The sequence below is a fragment of the Pseudoalteromonas sp. genome, from assembly GCF_018402495.1.
Lineage (GTDB): Bacteria > Pseudomonadota > Gammaproteobacteria > Enterobacterales > Alteromonadaceae > Pseudoalteromonas.
Map to the genome: position 1 here is coordinate 295,849 of NZ_JAGYIU010000003.1, position 17,653 is coordinate 313,501.

Annotated in this window: 13 protein-coding genes; 5 read left to right on the forward strand and 8 right to left on the reverse strand. The window is 40.9% G+C overall.

Annotated features, from left to right (window positions below; all coding sequences use genetic code 11):
- Positions 1 to 98 precede the first annotated feature (98 nt).
- Positions 99 to 3,158 (reverse strand): efflux RND transporter permease subunit, encoded by a 3,060-nt coding sequence (locus KG708_RS11185; protein ID WP_213609810.1) that lies wholly within the window; start codon positions 3,156 to 3,158, stop codon positions 99 to 101.
- Positions 3,159 to 3,168: 10 nt separating this feature from the next.
- On the reverse strand, positions 3,169 to 4,239 hold the full coding sequence (locus tag KG708_RS11190; protein WP_213609811.1) for an efflux RND transporter periplasmic adaptor subunit: 1,071 nt from the start codon (positions 4,237 to 4,239) through the stop codon (positions 3,169 to 3,171).
- A 552-nt stretch (positions 4,240 to 4,791) separates the two neighbouring features.
- On the opposite strand from KG708_RS11190, the gene KG708_RS11195 reads away from it, so the two are divergent.
- Positions 4,792 to 5,799: a catalase family peroxidase gene (locus KG708_RS11195; RefSeq protein ID WP_213609813.1), complete on the forward strand. Its 1,008-nt coding sequence runs from the start codon at positions 4,792 to 4,794 to the stop codon at positions 5,797 to 5,799.
- Between the two features lie 16 nt (positions 5,800 to 5,815).
- Entirely contained in the window at positions 5,816 to 6,355 is a 540-nt protein-coding gene (locus KG708_RS11200; RefSeq protein WP_213609815.1) for a cytochrome b, read from the forward strand.
- Between the two features lie 66 nt (positions 6,356 to 6,421).
- Here the strand turns inward: KG708_RS11200 and KG708_RS11205 are convergent, their stop codons facing one another.
- Genes KG708_RS11205 through hisG form a run of 6 tightly spaced genes read right to left on the reverse strand, consistent with a single transcriptional unit; the run spans position 6,422 to position 12,122 of the window.
- The gene (locus KG708_RS11205; RefSeq protein ID WP_028834570.1) at positions 6,422 to 7,147 is read right to left on the reverse strand and encodes a 1-(5-phosphoribosyl)-5-[(5-phosphoribosylamino)methylideneamino] imidazole-4-carboxamide isomerase; all 726 of its coding nucleotides are present in this window, start codon (positions 7,145 to 7,147) and stop codon (positions 6,422 to 6,424) included.
- A 33-nt stretch (positions 7,148 to 7,180) separates the two neighbouring features.
- Positions 7,181 to 7,771, reverse strand: a complete 591-nt coding sequence (hisH, locus tag KG708_RS11210; RefSeq protein ID WP_013463293.1) for an imidazole glycerol phosphate synthase subunit HisH — start codon at positions 7,769 to 7,771, stop codon at positions 7,181 to 7,183.
- Positions 7,768 to 8,829, reverse strand: a complete 1,062-nt coding sequence (gene hisB / locus KG708_RS11215; RefSeq protein ID WP_013463294.1) for a bifunctional histidinol-phosphatase/imidazoleglycerol-phosphate dehydratase HisB — start codon at positions 8,827 to 8,829, stop codon at positions 7,768 to 7,770. Before hisB ends, hisH begins: the two co-directional genes overlap by 4 nt.
- Entirely contained in the window at positions 8,826 to 9,926 is a 1,101-nt protein-coding gene (gene hisC / locus KG708_RS11220) for a histidinol-phosphate transaminase (protein WP_213609817.1), read from the reverse strand. The genes hisB and hisC overlap by 4 nt, the downstream gene beginning before the upstream one ends.
- On the reverse strand, positions 9,916 to 11,217 hold the full coding sequence (gene hisD, locus KG708_RS11225) for a histidinol dehydrogenase (RefSeq protein WP_213609819.1): 1,302 nt from the start codon (positions 11,215 to 11,217) through the stop codon (positions 9,916 to 9,918). Before hisD ends, hisC begins: the two co-directional genes overlap by 11 nt.
- A 5-nt stretch (positions 11,218 to 11,222) precedes the next feature.
- Positions 11,223 to 12,122: an ATP phosphoribosyltransferase gene (gene hisG, locus KG708_RS11230; protein ID WP_013463297.1), complete on the reverse strand. Its 900-nt coding sequence runs from the start codon at positions 12,120 to 12,122 to the stop codon at positions 11,223 to 11,225.
- 396 nt (positions 12,123 to 12,518) lie between these two features.
- Between hisG and KG708_RS11235 the strand changes: the two genes are divergently transcribed.
- The 3 genes from KG708_RS11235 (at position 12,519) to KG708_RS11245 (ending at position 17,648) form a co-directional block, all read left to right on the forward strand.
- Positions 12,519 to 12,752 (forward strand): hypothetical protein, encoded by a 234-nt coding sequence (locus KG708_RS11235; protein WP_213609821.1) that lies wholly within the window; start codon positions 12,519 to 12,521, stop codon positions 12,750 to 12,752.
- A 486-nt stretch (positions 12,753 to 13,238) separates the two neighbouring features.
- Entirely contained in the window at positions 13,239 to 15,422 is a 2,184-nt protein-coding gene (locus tag KG708_RS11240) for a pre-peptidase C-terminal domain-containing protein (RefSeq protein WP_213609823.1), read from the forward strand.
- A 309-nt stretch (positions 15,423 to 15,731) separates the two neighbouring features.
- Positions 15,732 to 17,648 (forward strand): ATP-dependent DNA helicase, encoded by a 1,917-nt coding sequence (locus tag KG708_RS11245; RefSeq protein ID WP_213609825.1) that lies wholly within the window; start codon positions 15,732 to 15,734, stop codon positions 17,646 to 17,648.
- Positions 17,649 to 17,653: the final 5 nt, after the last annotated feature.

Sequence of the window (17,653 nt, forward strand, 5' to 3'; positions counted from 1 at the left end):
AGTCTGTAATGTTGGCTGGAATTTTTTATAAATTGCATAGTCGCGATTTAATAATTGGCCATGACTTTTTACTAAGCATGGCCAATTTTTCGTTAGTTTTAATTAGTTGTTTGTTCGCCTTGTTTAACGTTCATAAATATCGCGTAGAGCACGGGGATCACAATTAAAGTCAATAGGGTGGCAAACAGTAACCCAAACACCAGTACCACTGACATCGATTGGAAAAACGCATCAAAGTATAGTGGTATTACCCCTAGTACGGTGGTGAGTGTGCCCATCATTACTGGTCTTACCCGACTATTTGCCGAATCGATAATGGCATTATAAGCAGGTTTTCCTTGGCGAATTTCCATATCCATCTGATCCACTAATACAATGGCATTTTTAATCAATAAACCAGAGAGCGACAGTAATCCTAATATACCCATAAACTCTAATGGGATTTGTGTAGTAACCAGCCCAAAAACAACACCAATTAAGGCTAATGGCACAACAAGCCAAATAATAATAGGTTGTTTTAATGCGTTAAATAACACAATAACAATGAGTACCATGGCTAAAAAACCCAGTGGAATAGTTGAGGCCAGCATTTCGTTAGACTCTTTCGATTGACCATATTCGCCATCCCATTCTAGGCGGTAGCCTTGTGGTAGTTCAATGGCTTCTATTTTAGGTTTTACTCTATTAAATAACTCAGAAGCAAGCTCACCTGGCAGTGGATCGGCTTGGGCTTTTATGGTCCATTCACGGTCTTCACGTTTTAATATGCCGTCGCGCCATACGGTTTTAAAGCCATTGGTGACTTGAGCAAGAGGCAGTGTTTCACCAGTGATATTGCTTTGCACTTGAATGTTACCAATGTCGTTTATGTCTACGCGTTCTTTTTGTGGCGCTCTGACGATAATAGGAATGAGCTCTTCGCCTTCACGATACTGCCCAACCACTTGCCCTGAAAAGTTTTGTTGCAGTGCTTCGGCAACGGCTTTACGCGTTACACCTGCGCGCTGTGCATTAATGGCAGAGTACTGTGGCTCAATCACACTAATGCGTTGTCGCCAAGTGTCTTTAATTGACAGCGCACCGCCATCTTCAATTAATACGGCTTTTGCTTTTGCTGCCAGCTCTCTTAGTACACTCGGATCGGGGCCTTTAAATGTGGCTTCTATTTTAGAGCCACCACCGGGGCCCATTACAAAGCGCCATACTTTGCCTTGCGCATCCACAAAGTTATTATCAATGTAGTTTTGTACTGTAGGTAAGAGTTGATCTAGTTTTTTATAGTCATCGACTTTAGCTAAAATTTGCCCATAAGAACTATTGGGTGATTCGCTGCCATAAATAAGCATGTAACGTAATCCACCACCGCCAATAAGCGTTTGTATGCCCTCAACGCCGTTTTGTTGTTTTACAAACGCTTCAAGTTTGAGCATGTCTTTTTTGGTTTTTTCAATATCGGTACCTTGCGGTAACCAAAAATCAACCACCATTTGCGGCGTGGTGGAAGCTGGGAAAAATCCTGATTTTACAAATTGAAAACCCCACATAGACACACTAAACATGGCAACCACAACAGTAACCGTTAACCAGCGATGATGAAGCGCCGACACCACAACCGATTGATACAACGCCATGAGTTTATTAGGTTTTGCTGAACCAGAGGTATCGGTATCTTGTTCTTTAAATAAGCAATAACAAAATAGAGGTGTTAGCGTAATGGCAAATAACCAGCTGTATAACAAAGAGATTAAAATAACCCAAAATAAATGACCGGTAAATTCAGCGGTATCACCCGGTGCGAGGCCAATAGGTGCAAAGGCAACAATGCCGACTAATGTGCCGCCAAGTAGTGGCCATTTAGTTTGTTTTACAACTTCACTGGCAATGTCTAACTTTTTACGCCCTTGTTGTGTGCCTACCAAAATTCCTTCTGTCACCACAATCGCATTATCAACCATCATACCGAGGGCAATAATAAGCGCACCTAAGGAAATACGGTGCATGGGTATACCGCTAAAATCCATGGTAGCAAGGGTTGCAAAAATAGTTAGCAGTAACACGGCACCAATAATAACCCCAGAGCGCAACCCCATAAATAGCAGCAACGTGACCATGACAATCACCAGCGCCACTAATACATTAACCACAAAGTTATCGACGGAGTCTTGTACCACTTTTCCTTGATGGTAAAACTCATGCACGCTGATGCCAAGCGGTCTGAGGTTTTCAGTTTGCTTTACTTTATCATCAACGCGATCAAACACTTTTACCACATTAGCGCCTAATACACTGGCAACCCCCAGTGATATGGCAGGCTTAGAGTTGTAGCGTACTAACTTGGTTGCTGGGCTTTGAAAACCGCGGTATACATTGGCAATATCTTTTAGGTAAATTGTTTTACCTTTAGCGCTGGCACTTACCAGTAGGTTTTTAATGGTATCAACGGAGTTTAATTCGCCGGTGGGATCAATAAAAATACGTTGATCGCCAATTTGGGTATTACCTGCACTCAATACGGCGTTTTGTTCATCCAAAATACCGTAAATGTTATTGATAGATACGCCTAAAGAGGCTAACTCTTCTCGGGCAATTTCTACAAATATCCCCTCTTGTTGTACGCCCGTCATGGCAACTTTCGCTACACCGTCTACTTGTAAAATGTCACTTTGTAGCGTTTTAGCATAGGCATGCAGTTCATCGGGGGAGTACCCTTCGGCAGTAATTAAATAACTCAAGCCATATACATCGCCAAAATCGTCATAAACTTGTGGTGTGCCAGTACCAGGGGGAAGTGTTGGGCGAGTATCGTTAATTTTGTTTCTGAGTTTAGTCCAAATAACTTGTAGCTCAGATTTGGTTGGCGAAAATTCTGATTTAATTTCTACTTTAATTTCAGATAAGCCCGTTGATGAGGTCGACGATATAGTATCGACTTCTTGTAACTCTTGAATGGAACGCTCAAGCGGCTCGGTCACTTCTTTAGCAACCTCAAGCGGGCTCGCGCCTGAATAAGAAACAAATACTTGCGCGGTGCGAATTATAAATTCGGGGTCTTCAAACCGAGCCATGTTTTTGTATGACGAAAAACCAAAGCCAAGCGTTAAAATGATGAGTATAGTGCTAATTAATTTATTATTTATTGTCCACTTTGCTAAATCCATTACTGCGCTCCTATGCTTTAGTCCAAGGACGTACTTTCATACCCTCAGTCACATAGTTTGCACCAGCACCTACAATCACATCACCAGCTTTTAAGCCTTCAGTAATAATCAGTTGTTCGCCAATACCTTGTTCAATAGTGACGAGTGTTTTTGAGACTTGCATTGTTTGAGTATCAACTGACCATACGAAATGCTGGCCGTTTTGTTCAAAAATAGCAAAGGTAGGGACAGCCAGTCGTGTTGCGTTTGAACTTGTTTGACGCTCTATTTTTAGGCTGGCATTCATGCCAGGTAATATATTAAGGTTATTGGGTACAGCAAACGAAAAGCGTACTTCATAGGTTTGACTGGCAGAATCAGCTTCTAAATTCGCACGTCTAAATGTCGCAGCAATAGGGGGAGTCGATACATCTTGTAAAATTACTGAGGCTACATTATTTTGCTTAGAATCTACCGTGGCCACAATAGACGCGGGAATATTTACAACCGCTTCCATTTCACCTTTACCAAATAGGGTAACTACATGTTGCCCAGCACTGATGTTTTCAAGCTGCTTTACTGGAACTTCTGCAACAATGGCATCGTAAGGCGCTATGATTTTACTGTCAGATAATGCCTTTTGCGCTGAGTCATACTGTGATTCGGCCACTTCTTTTTTAGATTTTAGTTGCTCACTATCTCGCTGTGAAATAACACCGTCTTTTGCAAGCTTTAAACCACGTTGATAATCATTGTTGGCGGTTTCAAACTGTACTTTGCTTGATTTAACTTCATTAACAAAGTTTCGTTGCTCTAATGCAGCTATTACGTCTCCTTTTTTTACGTTTTGCGCGGCAATAACGTTGAGCTTTTCTAGTTTACCACTGACCTGAAAGGCTAGTTTTGAGCTGTTTATTGTATCTATCGTGGCAGGGTAGGTGAGTGTTTTTGATTGAGATCCATCATCAATGGTTATTAACTTAACAGGACGAGGCTTGTTTTGTTTTTGAGTGCTGACTTCGCTATCTGAACAACCGGCTAACAAAAACAGTAGCGCAATACTAATAAAATTAAATTTAGTAAAACATGGTTTATTGATCATCTTGCTTACCTTAAATAAAAAGTGCGGTGTTAATCGTTGGCATTTTTGTGTGGTTCAAAATTATAAAATGCGTAAATGTGTTTATTTTCGAATTTACCTGTAATGCTGTTTATTAAGCTATAACTACTTACTGCTTGAAAAAGCAGCAGATAACTAGTGAGTAATAAATAATATTTTAATTTCAACAGTTTATTATTGCTGTACGGTTTTGTTTTAATTTGTGTGATTTTGTAGAACGTAATAAATCAGCACCCTAATGCTTGCTTTGTATCAACATTAGTATAATTAACAATCGGTTTTTTTAAAGCGCAGCTCATAAAGATTATATTTTTGGAATTTAAAATACTTAAAGTGCGGTTTATTAATTGAATTGAAATATTAATTGCTTGGGGTCGGTCTTGTGAGTGTCGTGTCGGTATAACTAAATAAAAGCTATCCGATCTAAAGCATATCTCAGTAATGGTTAGCCATTAATTTAAAGACGTAATTAAAACTATGAAAAATTCCAAACATAATCATCATGAAAATAATCATACGAGGTCTAATCCTACCATGAGTAAAAAAATCACCTTAATTGCAATAATCACTTTATTTGCACTGACGATTTTATATTTTACCGGCGCTTTTAACAGCGATGCGGTTACTGCGCAGCGTTTTGTTAATTTACAACAAGGTGAGCAAGCCCATGCGGGTTTTCGTCGTGCTCACGCTAAAGGTATTTGTTTAGCAGGGTCGTTTGAGTCTACCGGTGAGCTTGCTAAATATTCGCAAGCTAAGGTATTTGATTTAGGCGCCACCCCTTTTATTGGCCGTTTCTCTATTGCGGGCAATAATCCAACCGCACCTGATTTAAAAGCACCGGTGCGTAGTTTAGCGTTTTCTATAACTACCGATGATAACCAAGAATGGCGCGTAGCAATGAACACGCCTCCAGTTATGGCTGTAGCGACGCCAGATGCGTTCTTTAAACAGTTACAAGCGCTATCCCCTGATCCGGTAACTAAAAAACGCAGTCCTGAAAAAATTAAAGCCTTTTTTGCCGCACACCCTGAAAGTGCCGTATTTAATAACTGGAAAGCAAGTTATAAACCAACCAGCAGTTTTGCCACTGAGCAATACCACAGTATTAATGCCTTTTATTTGGTTGATGAAAATAATGAAAAGCACGCCGTACGTTGGATAGCTAAACCACAATTAAGTGATGAAAACATTCAACCACTTAATAATGATTCAGCCGATGCATTGCAGCTACAACTTAAAGATCAAGTTGCTCAAGCCCCCGTTAAATTCGACATGCTGTTTAGCTTTGCAACCGCTGAAGATGATGAAAACAACCCAACTGTTTTATGGCCACAATCACGCAAAACAATTAACGCAGGCACATTAGTTATCTCAAGCCTTCAGGCGCAAGAAGGAGGCGTGTGTGCTGATATGAACTTTGATCCCTTGGTACTTCCTACAGGGATAGAGCCAAGCGCCGATCCTATATTACGTGCCCGTGGCGCGGCTTATGCTGAGTCATTTCGTCGTCGTGCTAAAGAAGTACTTTTAAATAATTAATAACAGGAAATATCGAATGAAAACAATTAATAAATACTCAGCGTCGAGTATGCTTATTCACTGGGCGATGGCGTTAATCATACTTTCTATGTTATTTCTTGGTTTGTCGATGGTACAAAGTTTAGCGGTTTGGCAAATAGAGGCCATTGCGCTGCATAAGTCATTTGGTATTTTAGCGTTGGTGTTAGTTGCTATTAGATTAATCAATAAAGTCGTTACCACCAGTCCTGCATTACCACCGAGTGTGCCTAAGGCTCAAGCATTAGCCGCGCATTTAACCCAAGTTGGTTTATATGCATCTATGATTTTAATGCCGATTTCTGGTTGGTTAATGCAAAGCGCTGATGGCCGTCATGTGAGCTTTTTTGGTTTATTTACTTTGCCTAGCTTAGTTAGTAAAGATATTGAAACGTATGCTTTTTTCCGTGAAGCACATGGTTTAATTGCTTATGCATTTTTGTTGTTTATTTTTATGCATGTAAGCGCTGCGCTTTATCATGGTTTAATAAAGCAAGATGGCGTATTAGGCTCTATGTTACCTGGTAAGCATAAATAAACTGATAGTTTTATACAAAAAAGGCACAGATGCGCTCGCACCTGTGCCTTTTTTAGATCTATATTTTTAGCTTAATTTAAGCGCGTCTTCTACGCTAAAGGCACCATCTAATAAAGACTTACCTAAAATTACGCCGCCCACACCAAGTTCATTTAGCTTTTTAATATCATCTAACGAACTTACCCCACCCGACGCTTGTACTTTAATATCTGCATTATGATTAATTAAATCTTCATAAAGCGCAAAAGAGGGGCCGGTCATGGTGCCGTCCTTACTGATGTCCGTGCATAAAAAATCAATAATGCCCAGCTCTACATAAAAATCAATAAGTTCAAATAGCCCAAACTCAGATTCATTTAACCAACCATGGGTTGCTGGTGCCCAGCCGGACTCTGTTTTATTCACATCAAGGGCAATCACAAAGTGCTCAGCGCCAAATTGCTCAATCCACGCTTTAACCTGTTCACGCTTTTCAACTGCCATTGAACCAATAACCACTTGGTTTGCACCGGCCTTTAGCCAATCGCTCACATCTTGCTCTGAACGAATACCCCCACCCACTTGATAGGGCACATCCAGTGCTTTTGTGGCTGCTTGAATATGTTGCCACTGCTTTTTACTTGGATCGCGTGCTCCTTCTAAATCAACTAGGTGCAGTTTACCCGCGCCGCTGTCAGCGTATTCTTTTAGGCGAGCGCCAAGTTCAAAGGGGTAAAACTGTGCGGTATCATATTTACCTTGATACAAACGTACAATTTGATTTTGTAATACGTCTAATGCTGGAATAATCACTGTGTATCTCTTTTATTATTTATTAACAGTCGCTTATAACTGCCAATCTAGAAAGTTTTGTAATAAACGGGTGCCTACTTTAGCACTTCGCTCTGGGTGAAATTGCATACCGGCATAATTATCTTTAGCGACAATGGCTGAAAAAGTTTGCCCGTATTCACTACTGACTAAAGTGGCATCGTTAACGGTGTGCGCAAAGCTGTGCACATAATAAACCTGATCGTCTTTATGTAGCCCTTTGGTTAGTGGGTGCGCTTGTTGGATAGATAAATTATTCCACCCCATATGCGGTGACGTTAAACTACCTACATCCAGTGCTTTTACTTGGCCTGGTATTTTACCTAAGCATTGCACGTTACCTTCTTCGGTGCTTTCGCACAGCAGTTGCATCCCCAAGCAAATTCCCATTAGCGGGCGCTGATATTCGTTAATCGCTTGCTGCCAACCATTATCGACTAGGCGCTTCATAGCCACAGATGCATGGCCAACACCAGGCAAAATAGCGCGCTCATAGCCTGCTAATTGTTCTGGCGAGGTAATAACGGTAGGGGTTTTACCTAAACGCTCAAATGCAAAGCGTACCGAGTTGATATTGGCACAACCGGTATTAATTATCGCTATCATAAACACCCCTTAGAGCTGGCTGTTTGTTGACTAGTATCTTGTGCAATTGCCATACGCAGAGCACGAGAAAATGCTTTAAATAAGCCCTCTACTTGGTGATGACAGTTACCGTCACTTACCGACAAAATAAGGCTAATTGCAGCGTTATCACTTAAGCTTTTGAAAAAATGCTCTACCATTTGTACGTCTAAATCACCGGCTTTTTCGCGGCTAAAGTTTGCGTTTAACACAAACGAAGCACGTCCAGATAAGTCAATTTGCGCTTCGGCTTTACATTCATCCATAGGCAATGCAAAACCATAACGCGCAATTTGAGATTTTGTGCCAAGTGCTTGTTTAAGAGCAACCCCTAAGGCAATACCAATGTCTTCAACAAGGTGATGCTCGTCTATGTGTAAATCGCCTTTGGCTTTAATGTTTAAGCCAATGTTTGCGTGGGTGCGTATTTGATCCAGCATGTGATCAAAAAAGCCAAGGCCGGTGTCTATGCTACCGTTTTTAGTTTGATCAAGATTAACCGCTACATCAATTTGTGTTTCTTTGGTATTGCGTGTAACACGGCCTTCACGGTTTGCCGTTGTAAGCTTAGTAACAATAGCAGGCCAGCTACCATCGTATAAAATACCTTCACAACATAAGTTTTGCGCAAGACCAATATCTGTTTGGCGGTCGCCAATTACAAAAGAGCGCGCTAAATCTACGTTGCCAGAGCGCATAAGCTCGGTCAGTAAGCCTGTTTTTGGCTTACGGCAATCGCAGTTTTGTTCATCAAAGTGTGGGCAAATGAGTACATCTTCAAAGTTAATCCCTTGGCTGTTGAGTATGTCCATCATTTTGTCTTGGGCTATGTCAAAATCCGCAGTAGGGAAACTGTCAGTGCCTAAACCATCTTGATTAGATACCATAACTAGGCGATAACCAGCGGCTTGTAGTTGTAATAATGCCGGAATAACACCAGGTAAAAAAGCCAACTTTTCAAGGCTATCTACCTGTTTGTCGGTGATTGGCTCTTCAATAATGGTGCCGTCACGGTCTATAAATAAATAGGGATTACTCATGATACTTCCTGTTGTGATAGGGCTGTTGGGGTGGTTAAACCATCGAGCCAAATTTTTACTTGTTCTAATTCTTGTTCGCTACCAATTGAAATGCGTAGCCAGTCGTCTTCACCGTATAAGGTAAATGCTCGCATGACTAAGCCTTGTTCAAGGGCAACTTTAAAGCTGTTTTTATCGGCCAATTTTAAGGTAACAAAGTTGCCTTCACCAGTGAGAATTTTTAATACAGCAGGGGAGGCGTTTAACCACTCTATTAGCTTTAATTTTAAGCTGTTTAAAATGCTCACCTGGCGGCGCATAGAGGTAATGGCATCAGGGGCAATGGCTTGCGCTGCAATACTCGCTACCACGCTCGATACCGGATACGGTGCAATGACTTTACGAATGGGCGCAAGTACACTGGCTTGAGCGAGGGTAAACCCGGTTCGCAGGCCTGCCAACGCAAACGCTTTTGACAGTGTACGTAGCACTACAATATTACTAAACTCGTTTATAAGTTGTGTTGCACTTTGCTCTGGGCAAAACTCTATATAGGCTTCATCAACAATCACCAATGCTTTACCTGCAAGCGCAGTGGCAATGGCTTTTACTTTATCTAGCGGCGTTAAACTACCTGTTGGGTTATTTGGATTACAAATAAACACCAGTTTTGAGCTACCGACCGCAGTGACAATATCATCAACATTGGCTGTTAATAATAACTCTTGAGTAAGCGCGTTAATAGCCACATTGTGCGTATCAGCAGTGACTTTATACATACCGTAGGTAGGCAAAAACAGCGCAATACTATCTTTAGCTGGCTGGCAATACGTGCGTACTAAAAGCTCAATGCCTTCGTCTGCACCTCGCGTCATAAGGACATTGTCGCTTTTAAGCTCGGTGTAAGCTGCATAGCGATCAATAACCAATTGTGGCTGAGGGTCGGGGTAGCGATTTAAATCTTCAATACTCAGCTCAAGGTTTTTAGCATATGGGCTTTCGTTGGCATTGAGCCACGTTGTGCCTGTTAACTTTTCACTTTTAGCCGAGCTGTAAGCAGCAAGCGCTTTAATATTATCAGGTAATAAGCTGGTTGCTTGGGCGCTCTCATTGCTCATTGTTTATTGCCTCTAAACGAATTGAAACCGCATTAGCGTGGGCATCAAGGCCTTCTGCGTCTGCCAGTGGTAAAATAGCTTTTGAAAGCTCTGTTAAGCCACTTTTACTAATAGTTTGTACTGTGTATGTGCGGAAAAAATCAAGCAAGTTTAAGCTTGAGTATGTCGCGCTATAACCGTAAGTAGGTAATACGTGGTTAGTACCCGATGCATAATCGCCAGCCGATTCTGGAGTGTAGTCGCCAACAAATACTGAACCTGCATTTTTAACCGAATCAAGGTACGGGCTTGCATCTGCCAGCTGTAAAATTAAGTGCTCTGGCCCATATTGCGCTGATACATCAAATGCTTGCGCTATTGAATCCACTAAAATAAGTGACGAATTGGCCAACGCTTGTTCAGCGGTGTCTTTTCGGCTTAAGTTAGCTAATTGACGAGTAAGCGCGTCTTGTGTTTGTTTAATAATAGTTTCGCTGTTACACAATAAAATAACTTGCGAGTCGGCGCCATGCTCTGCTTGTGAGAGTAAATCGGCCGCAATAAACTCTGGATTTGCTCGTTCATCTGCTATCACTAATACTTCAGATGGACCTGCTGGCATATCAATCGCCATTCCTGGAATTGTTTGTGCAACTAACTGCTTTGCCATAGTCACAAAGCTATTACCTGGGCCAAAAATTTTATTCACTTTAGGTACTGATTCTGTGCCGTAGGCCATTGCAGCAATCGCGCCTGCACCACCGCTTTCAATAATAGTGGTGATACCACATAATTTAGCAGCATATAAAATAGCCGGATTTATTGCTTTATCGCCTTGTACGGGGGTAGTGAGTACCACGGTTTTTGCACCGCTTAACTGCGCCAATACGCCTTGCATTATAACTGACGATGGCAATGGCGCACTGCCCCCAGGGACATAAATACCGACCGCTTCGATGGCTTGATATTTCAGTTCACATTCAACGCCCGGTTGAGTCGATAACTTAATATCTTTAGGCAGTTGCGCTTGGTGAAAACATTTTACATTTGCATAAGCGGTGTCAATTGCATACTTAAGCTCAGGGCTTAGCATTTTCTCAGCGGCATTAATTTCATCAAGTGGAACACGTAAACGCGGCTCAGCTCGGTTATCAAACTCTTTTGCTAACGCCAGTAATGCAGCATCGCCTTGTGCATTTACTTTTGCCAAAATAGTTTGGCAAATACTTTCTACTTTTTCACTCGCTGATACAGCAGGGCGCATCAGCGCCGCTGCTTGAACCTGTGATGATTCTTCATTCCAACGAAGCATGGCTGTTACTCCATCATTTTTTCAATTGGCATAACTAAAATAGAATTCGCGCCGAGTGCTTTAAGTTGCTCCATGGTTTCCCAAAATAACGTTTCGCTGCTTACCATGTGCAATGCTACATATTCGTCAGATCCTGCTAGTGCAAGTAATGTAGGTTGACCAGAACCAGGCAGGATTTCACAAATTTCATCCAGCTTGTCTTTTGGTGCGTGTAGCATGATGTATTTGCTTTCTTTGGCTTGCTTAACACCACGCAAACGCGGCATCAATTTATTGATAAGCGCGAGTTTGTCAGCATCTTGCAATTGAGTGTTTTGAATCAAACAGGCGTTTGACTCTAAAATCGTATCACCCTGCATCAAGCCATTGGCTTCAAGGGTTGCACCTGTTGATACCAAATCACAAATGGCATCAGCAAGACCAGCACGAGGCGCCACTTCAACAGAGCCTGTGAGCATAACAGTGCTGGCGTTGATACCTTCGCGTTTTAAATATTGGCTTAAAATTTCAGGGTAGGTGGTTGCAATACGTTTGCCTTCAAACCAGCTTTTGTCTTGCTTACCTAGTTCTTGTGGCCATGCAAGTGCAAGACGACAGTAACCAAAATCTAATTTTGATAATTTAGTTACTTCGCTTGGAACGCCTTGGCGCTCTCTTTCTGCTTGTACTTCAACTAACACGTTTTCGCCAACAATACCTAAGTCACATACACCGTCCATAACTAAACCTGGGATATCGTCATCGCGTACACGTAAAACGTCAATTGGCATGTTGGTTGAGTGTGCTATAAGGCGCTGCTCGCGAAGGTTGAGTTTTACACCCAGTTGCTTAAGCAGATCTTGACAATCTTTAGATAGGCGGCCGCCTTTTTGGATGGCGATACGAAGACGATTACTATTATTCATTACTCATTTTCCTTTAATTTAAAAACTAAAAACCCCGAGGGAAACCTCAGGGCGAAAATGAATCTTGGTATGTTGATTCGCCAGAGGTTTCCTTTTAGGAACAACCTCTCAGCGAAAGACCTGACAGGTTATTCCGATGAATGATGGTGGTGATGTACTACTGTCAGAGTGTTGCGCATTTTTTATCCTGTTTAGCGAATCGTTAGTATGTTAACGTTTAGCTGCTGTTTGTTTAATAAATTTCGTATTTATAAAAACACATAAACCGTGAGTATGGCAAGAAAAATTTTACTAAATTAAAGAATATCTTATAACTGCCGATAATTTTATAAGTATTGCTTTATTTATCAACCGCTTTATAGTGGTTAAATATCGCTCAATTTAATGGAGGCACGTATGGATATAATGATCCCCTATTTAGGGCCAATTACACGTTTGGCGCTAGAATCAAAAAGCGCTTTTCATATCGCCGGTGTTCAGCAAAGTGCCAGAGCCAAAAAAGTCGAACTAGAAGAACGTAAAAAAAGAGAGATAGAAAAACAACATAAGCTGTCGTTTGACGAAAATAAATCGCGCAATAAAACCGCTGATGAAGATGATGGTAAGCCTCATTTAGATACATGGGCTTAGTATAAACGATAGGCAATGCCGTTGTTGCCTCAAGTTTAAATTCCCCTTAATGAAAGCAAATTTGTTTAAACACCGCAAATAATGGTGCATGGCTATGAACTGTGGGTTTTTAAAGCTATTCCCTACCCATTTAAAATAGATTACCCCCATTTAAAGCTCAATAGGTAAAGTATTTACCTTTGCAACTACATGCTCATTGAGCAGTCGATTAGTGATTAACAATAAAGCGTGTGATTTTAAAATCTAATACTTCCTTTGGGTTTTTCATGTAAATATATGTATACGAAGTGTTGTTTTTTGTCTTCGTTAGTTAAAACAGTGATTTTTAAACCACTGTAAAATAATAGATTAATTTTTAAGTTAATACTTTTATTGTAAATAAAATGTTTAATTTTCGTTATCTCGTTTTATGCCCTATGCTGACACTTAATCGGGTACAAGGTGTACCAATTAATACAAATATACTAACTTTAACGGAGCGTAAACGTGAATTTATCTAAAATCACAATAGCAACTTTTGCTGCTTTAACTTTGGTTCAAGCAACAAGTGCAGTAGCTGCGAATAAGAAATACCTAAATCAACAACCGACCATTAACAGTATGCTGCAATCAAACTCTGCTTCATTGTTATCAGTAAGTCCAAATCAATTGATTGGGTTGAGTGTAGGGAATGAATTAGTTGTATTAAAAGAGTTTACTAGCAATAACGGTGAAGTAACCCGCCGCTACCAACAAACGTATCAAGGCATTCCTGTTATTGGTGATACAGTCAGCCTTACTTTTAACAATGGAATACTTAAAAAAGCCCACGGTGCCGCGGTTTATAACATTGAGGAAGATTTATCCAATGTATCAGCAAAGCTGACAAAAAAAGAGGCCATTTTAAAAGGGTCTAAAACGGGTGTAGCTGCAAAGTCAGCAGGCTTAAAAAAACATAATGAGCAATCCAGGCTCGCCATTTGGGTTGACGATCAAAATACGGCGCATTTAGTTTATGAAGTGTCTTATGTTACTTATGGAAAGTCACCATCAAGGCCGTATCAAATAATTGATGCTAATACAGGCGAGGTCTTGCTTAGTTACGATAACCTGCAACATGCTAATGCAACGGGCCCTGGCGGTAATCTAAAAACGGGCAAGTATATTTATGGAACTGATTTTGACAGTTTAGATGTGAGTCAATCAGGTAATACTTGTAGCATGAATAACGCAAATGTTCGCACTATTAATTTAAACGGGTCAACGAGTGGTGCTTCAGTGCATTCATTTACGTGCCCTGAAAATACGTTCAAAGAAATTAATGGCGCCTATTCACCGCTAAATGATGCACATTTTTTTGGTAACGTAATTTTTAACATGTATAACGATTGGTTAGGTACTGCACCTTTGAGTTTTCAGTTAGAGATGCGAGTTCACTACTCAAATAATTATGAAAATGCATTTTGGGACGGCAAAGCCATGACCTTTGGTGATGGACTAAATACGTTTTACCCGTTGGTGAGTTTAGATGTATCTGCACATGAAGTCAGCCATGGCTTTACTGAGCAAAATTCAGGGTTAATTTACAATGGTAAACCAGGCGGATTAAACGAAGCATTTTCGGATATGGCCGGAGAAGCTGCTGAATTTTATATGAAAGGCAGCAATGATTGGTTAGTTGGAAAGGATATTTTTAAAGGTAACGGCGCACTACGTTACATGAATAATCCGACCCAAGATGGCCGTTCAATAGATAATCAAAGTGACTATTATTCAGGTATGAACGTGCATTATAGTTCAGGTGTTTATAACAAGGCATTTTATAATTTAGCAACCACGCCTGGTTGGGATACGCAAAAAGCCTTTATTGTAATGGCACGTGCTAACCAACTATATTGGAGTGCAGGTGTAGGGTGGGATTTAGCCGGTAACGGTGTGATGGATGCTGCCTGTGATTTAAATTATGATCCAAATGATGTAAAAGCGGCTTTGGCTGCCGTTGGGGTTAATTCAAATCTTAGTTCAGGAAGTGAGTGTGCTACAACTCAACCACCGACTGACGATGAAGCGTTAACCAATGGGGTAACCCGTACGGGCATTAGCGGCGCTGAAAAAGAGCAACTATTCTTTACTTTAGATGTTCCTGCAGGCGCGACAAATCTTCAGTTTAATACTACAGGTGGCTCAGGTGATGCAGACTTATACGTTAAATTTGCAAGCAGACCGACTTTAAATACCTATGACTGTAACAGCACAACATCTACCAGTACAGAAAGCTGCAATATACGTAATGCGCAAGCGGGAACTTACTATGTAATGGTTGAGGCATGGAGTGCTATAGCAGGCGTATCGCTAACGGGGAGTTACTCTGGTGGGAGTGGTGGTGTGACCCCAATTAATAGAACTGAGTCTAATATTAATGTGACTACTAATAACTGGAGTCGCTTTACTCAAGATTTATCAGAAGGGTATAGCACTTTAAATATTAGTATTGCTGGTGGCCGTGGTGATGCTGATCTTTATGTAAACTTTGGCTCGCCTTCAAGTACGTCTTCATATTTATGTAGACCTTACAAAAATGGTAACAATGAAGTATGTACATTTGATAACCCGCAAGCAGGTACTTGGTACATTGATCTTAGAGGTTACAGCTTAGCAAGTGGTGTAACACTCACTGTTAATGCTAATTAACCCTATTGATATTTTGGATTGAAATTTGTTCACCTTAGTGGCTGCTTAATTGCCCCAAGCGATTTGCAACCACGTGAGCTAACTAAAAGCCGAGTAAAGTGTGTGCTATGCTGATGCTCGTCACCATCATTTGTAATAGGCAACCAATAATGAGTTGTTCTTAAATATATAAAAGTGGGGTTTTGCCTAATGCCAGCCAGCATAATGGCTTGCATTAGGCTCAAGCCCCTTTAATGGTCACATTCTCACTTTATTTGGCTTGCCCTTCATCAATAGCTTACGTAGAATCCCGCTATTATTTTTCTTAAAGTGATCGGTATTATCAAACAGCTGTTTAGTGCGACTGGGCCTTTGGCTTTATCAATAGATGGATACTCACCACGCCAACCTCAAATTGATATGGCTGTGGCTGTTGAGGATGCTTTAAAAACAAGCTCCCAGCTTGTTGTTGAGGCAGGTACAGGTACAGGTAAAACATTTGCTTATTTAGCGCCTGCTCTTAAATCTAAGGGCAAAACAATAATTTCAACTGGCTCTAAAGCACTGCAAGAGCAGTTATATCACCGTGATTTACCGGTGTTAGTAAAAGCCTTAGGTGCGGCTAAAAAAACGGCGTTGTTAAAAGGGCGTGCAAATTATTTATGTACGTACCGACTCACCCAACATGTTGCACACGTACCAACAGACGATCCAGATGTAATGCATCAGCTAGCAATGGTTGCTAAATTTGCCAGTGAAACTCATACCGGTGATTTAGCCGACTGTATTGGTATTGAAGAAGATGCCAAAGTATTACCTTATGTGAGCTCCACGGCAGATAATTGCTTGGGTAAAGAGTGTCCTGATTTTCAAGAATGTTATATTCGAAAGGCGCGTTTAAAAGCCGGTGATGCTGACGTGGTAGTTATTAACCATCACTTGTTTTTTGCCGATATGGCGGTTAAAGAGTCAGGCTTTGCAGAGCTAATGCCCAACGCAGATGCCTATATATTTGATGAGGCACACCAGTTAAGTGAAATTGCCAGCGACTATTTTGGTGAAACCATGAGCACTAAAAAGCTGGTAGATTTAATCAACGATTTACGTGCTATTTATCGCGCTGAAATTCCCGATATGCTGCAATTAGGTAAAAGTTTAAATAAACTTGAAACCAGTGTCGCCGATTTAAGATTACAGTTTGGTGTGGAAGGTAGTCGCGGGGATTGGCGTGAAAAACTCAGTAATAAGCTTATTTGTTCTGCCTTGCACCGCGTTATAAGTGATTTAGAGTTTGTTTATCAGGTTTTAAAACACTGCCTTGAGCGTAGCGATAAAATTGAGCACCCATTTGAACGAGTCCTGGCATTTAAAGGCCAATTAGAGCGCGTATTTGATACTGCCCAAACTGGCTTTAGTTACTGGTACGAAACTACACGGCGCTACCTAACTATAAATATAACACCACTGAACGTATCGGCTAAATTCGCTTTAATGATGAAAGAATCTGGCGCAGGGTTTGTATTTACCTCGGCTACCTTGTCGGTTGATAACGAACTCACTCACTTTAATGCCAGCCTCGGGTTAAAGCCAAAGCAAAGTATGATGGTAGATAGCCCATTTGATTATGAAAATCAGGCGCTATTATGTTTGCCGCGTTATTTGCCTCAATCGCATGAAGATAATATGCCGCACGCGATTGTAAAGTTAACTCTAGAGCTTATAAAATCAGCAAAAGGACGTTGCTTTGTGTTATTTACTAGTTACCGAATGATGCATTTAGTGGCAGAGGGCTTAACTACACAAATAGACTATCCAGTCTATATGCAAGGGCAAATGTCTAAACGCATTATATTAGAAAAATTTACCCGTCATGGTAATGCCGTGTTACTCGGTACAGCGTCCTTTTGGGAAGGGGTTGATGTAAGAGGCAGTACTTTAAGTTGTGTTATTATTGACAAGCTGCCGTTTGCTGCACCGGATGATCCGTTACTGCAAGCAAGAATGCAAGATTGTCAAATGCAAGGGATGGACCCTTTTGCACACATTCAGCTACCACAAGCAGTGATTGCCCTAAAGCAAGGGGTAGGTCGTTTAATAAGAGATAACAAAGACAAAGGCGTGTTAGTAATTTGCGATAATCGTTTAGTAACACGCCAATATGGGCAAGTATTTTTGAAGAGTTTACCGCCAATGCGCCGCACTCGCAGCTTAGAAGATGCTAATACATTTTTAAAACAGATTAATTGAGTATA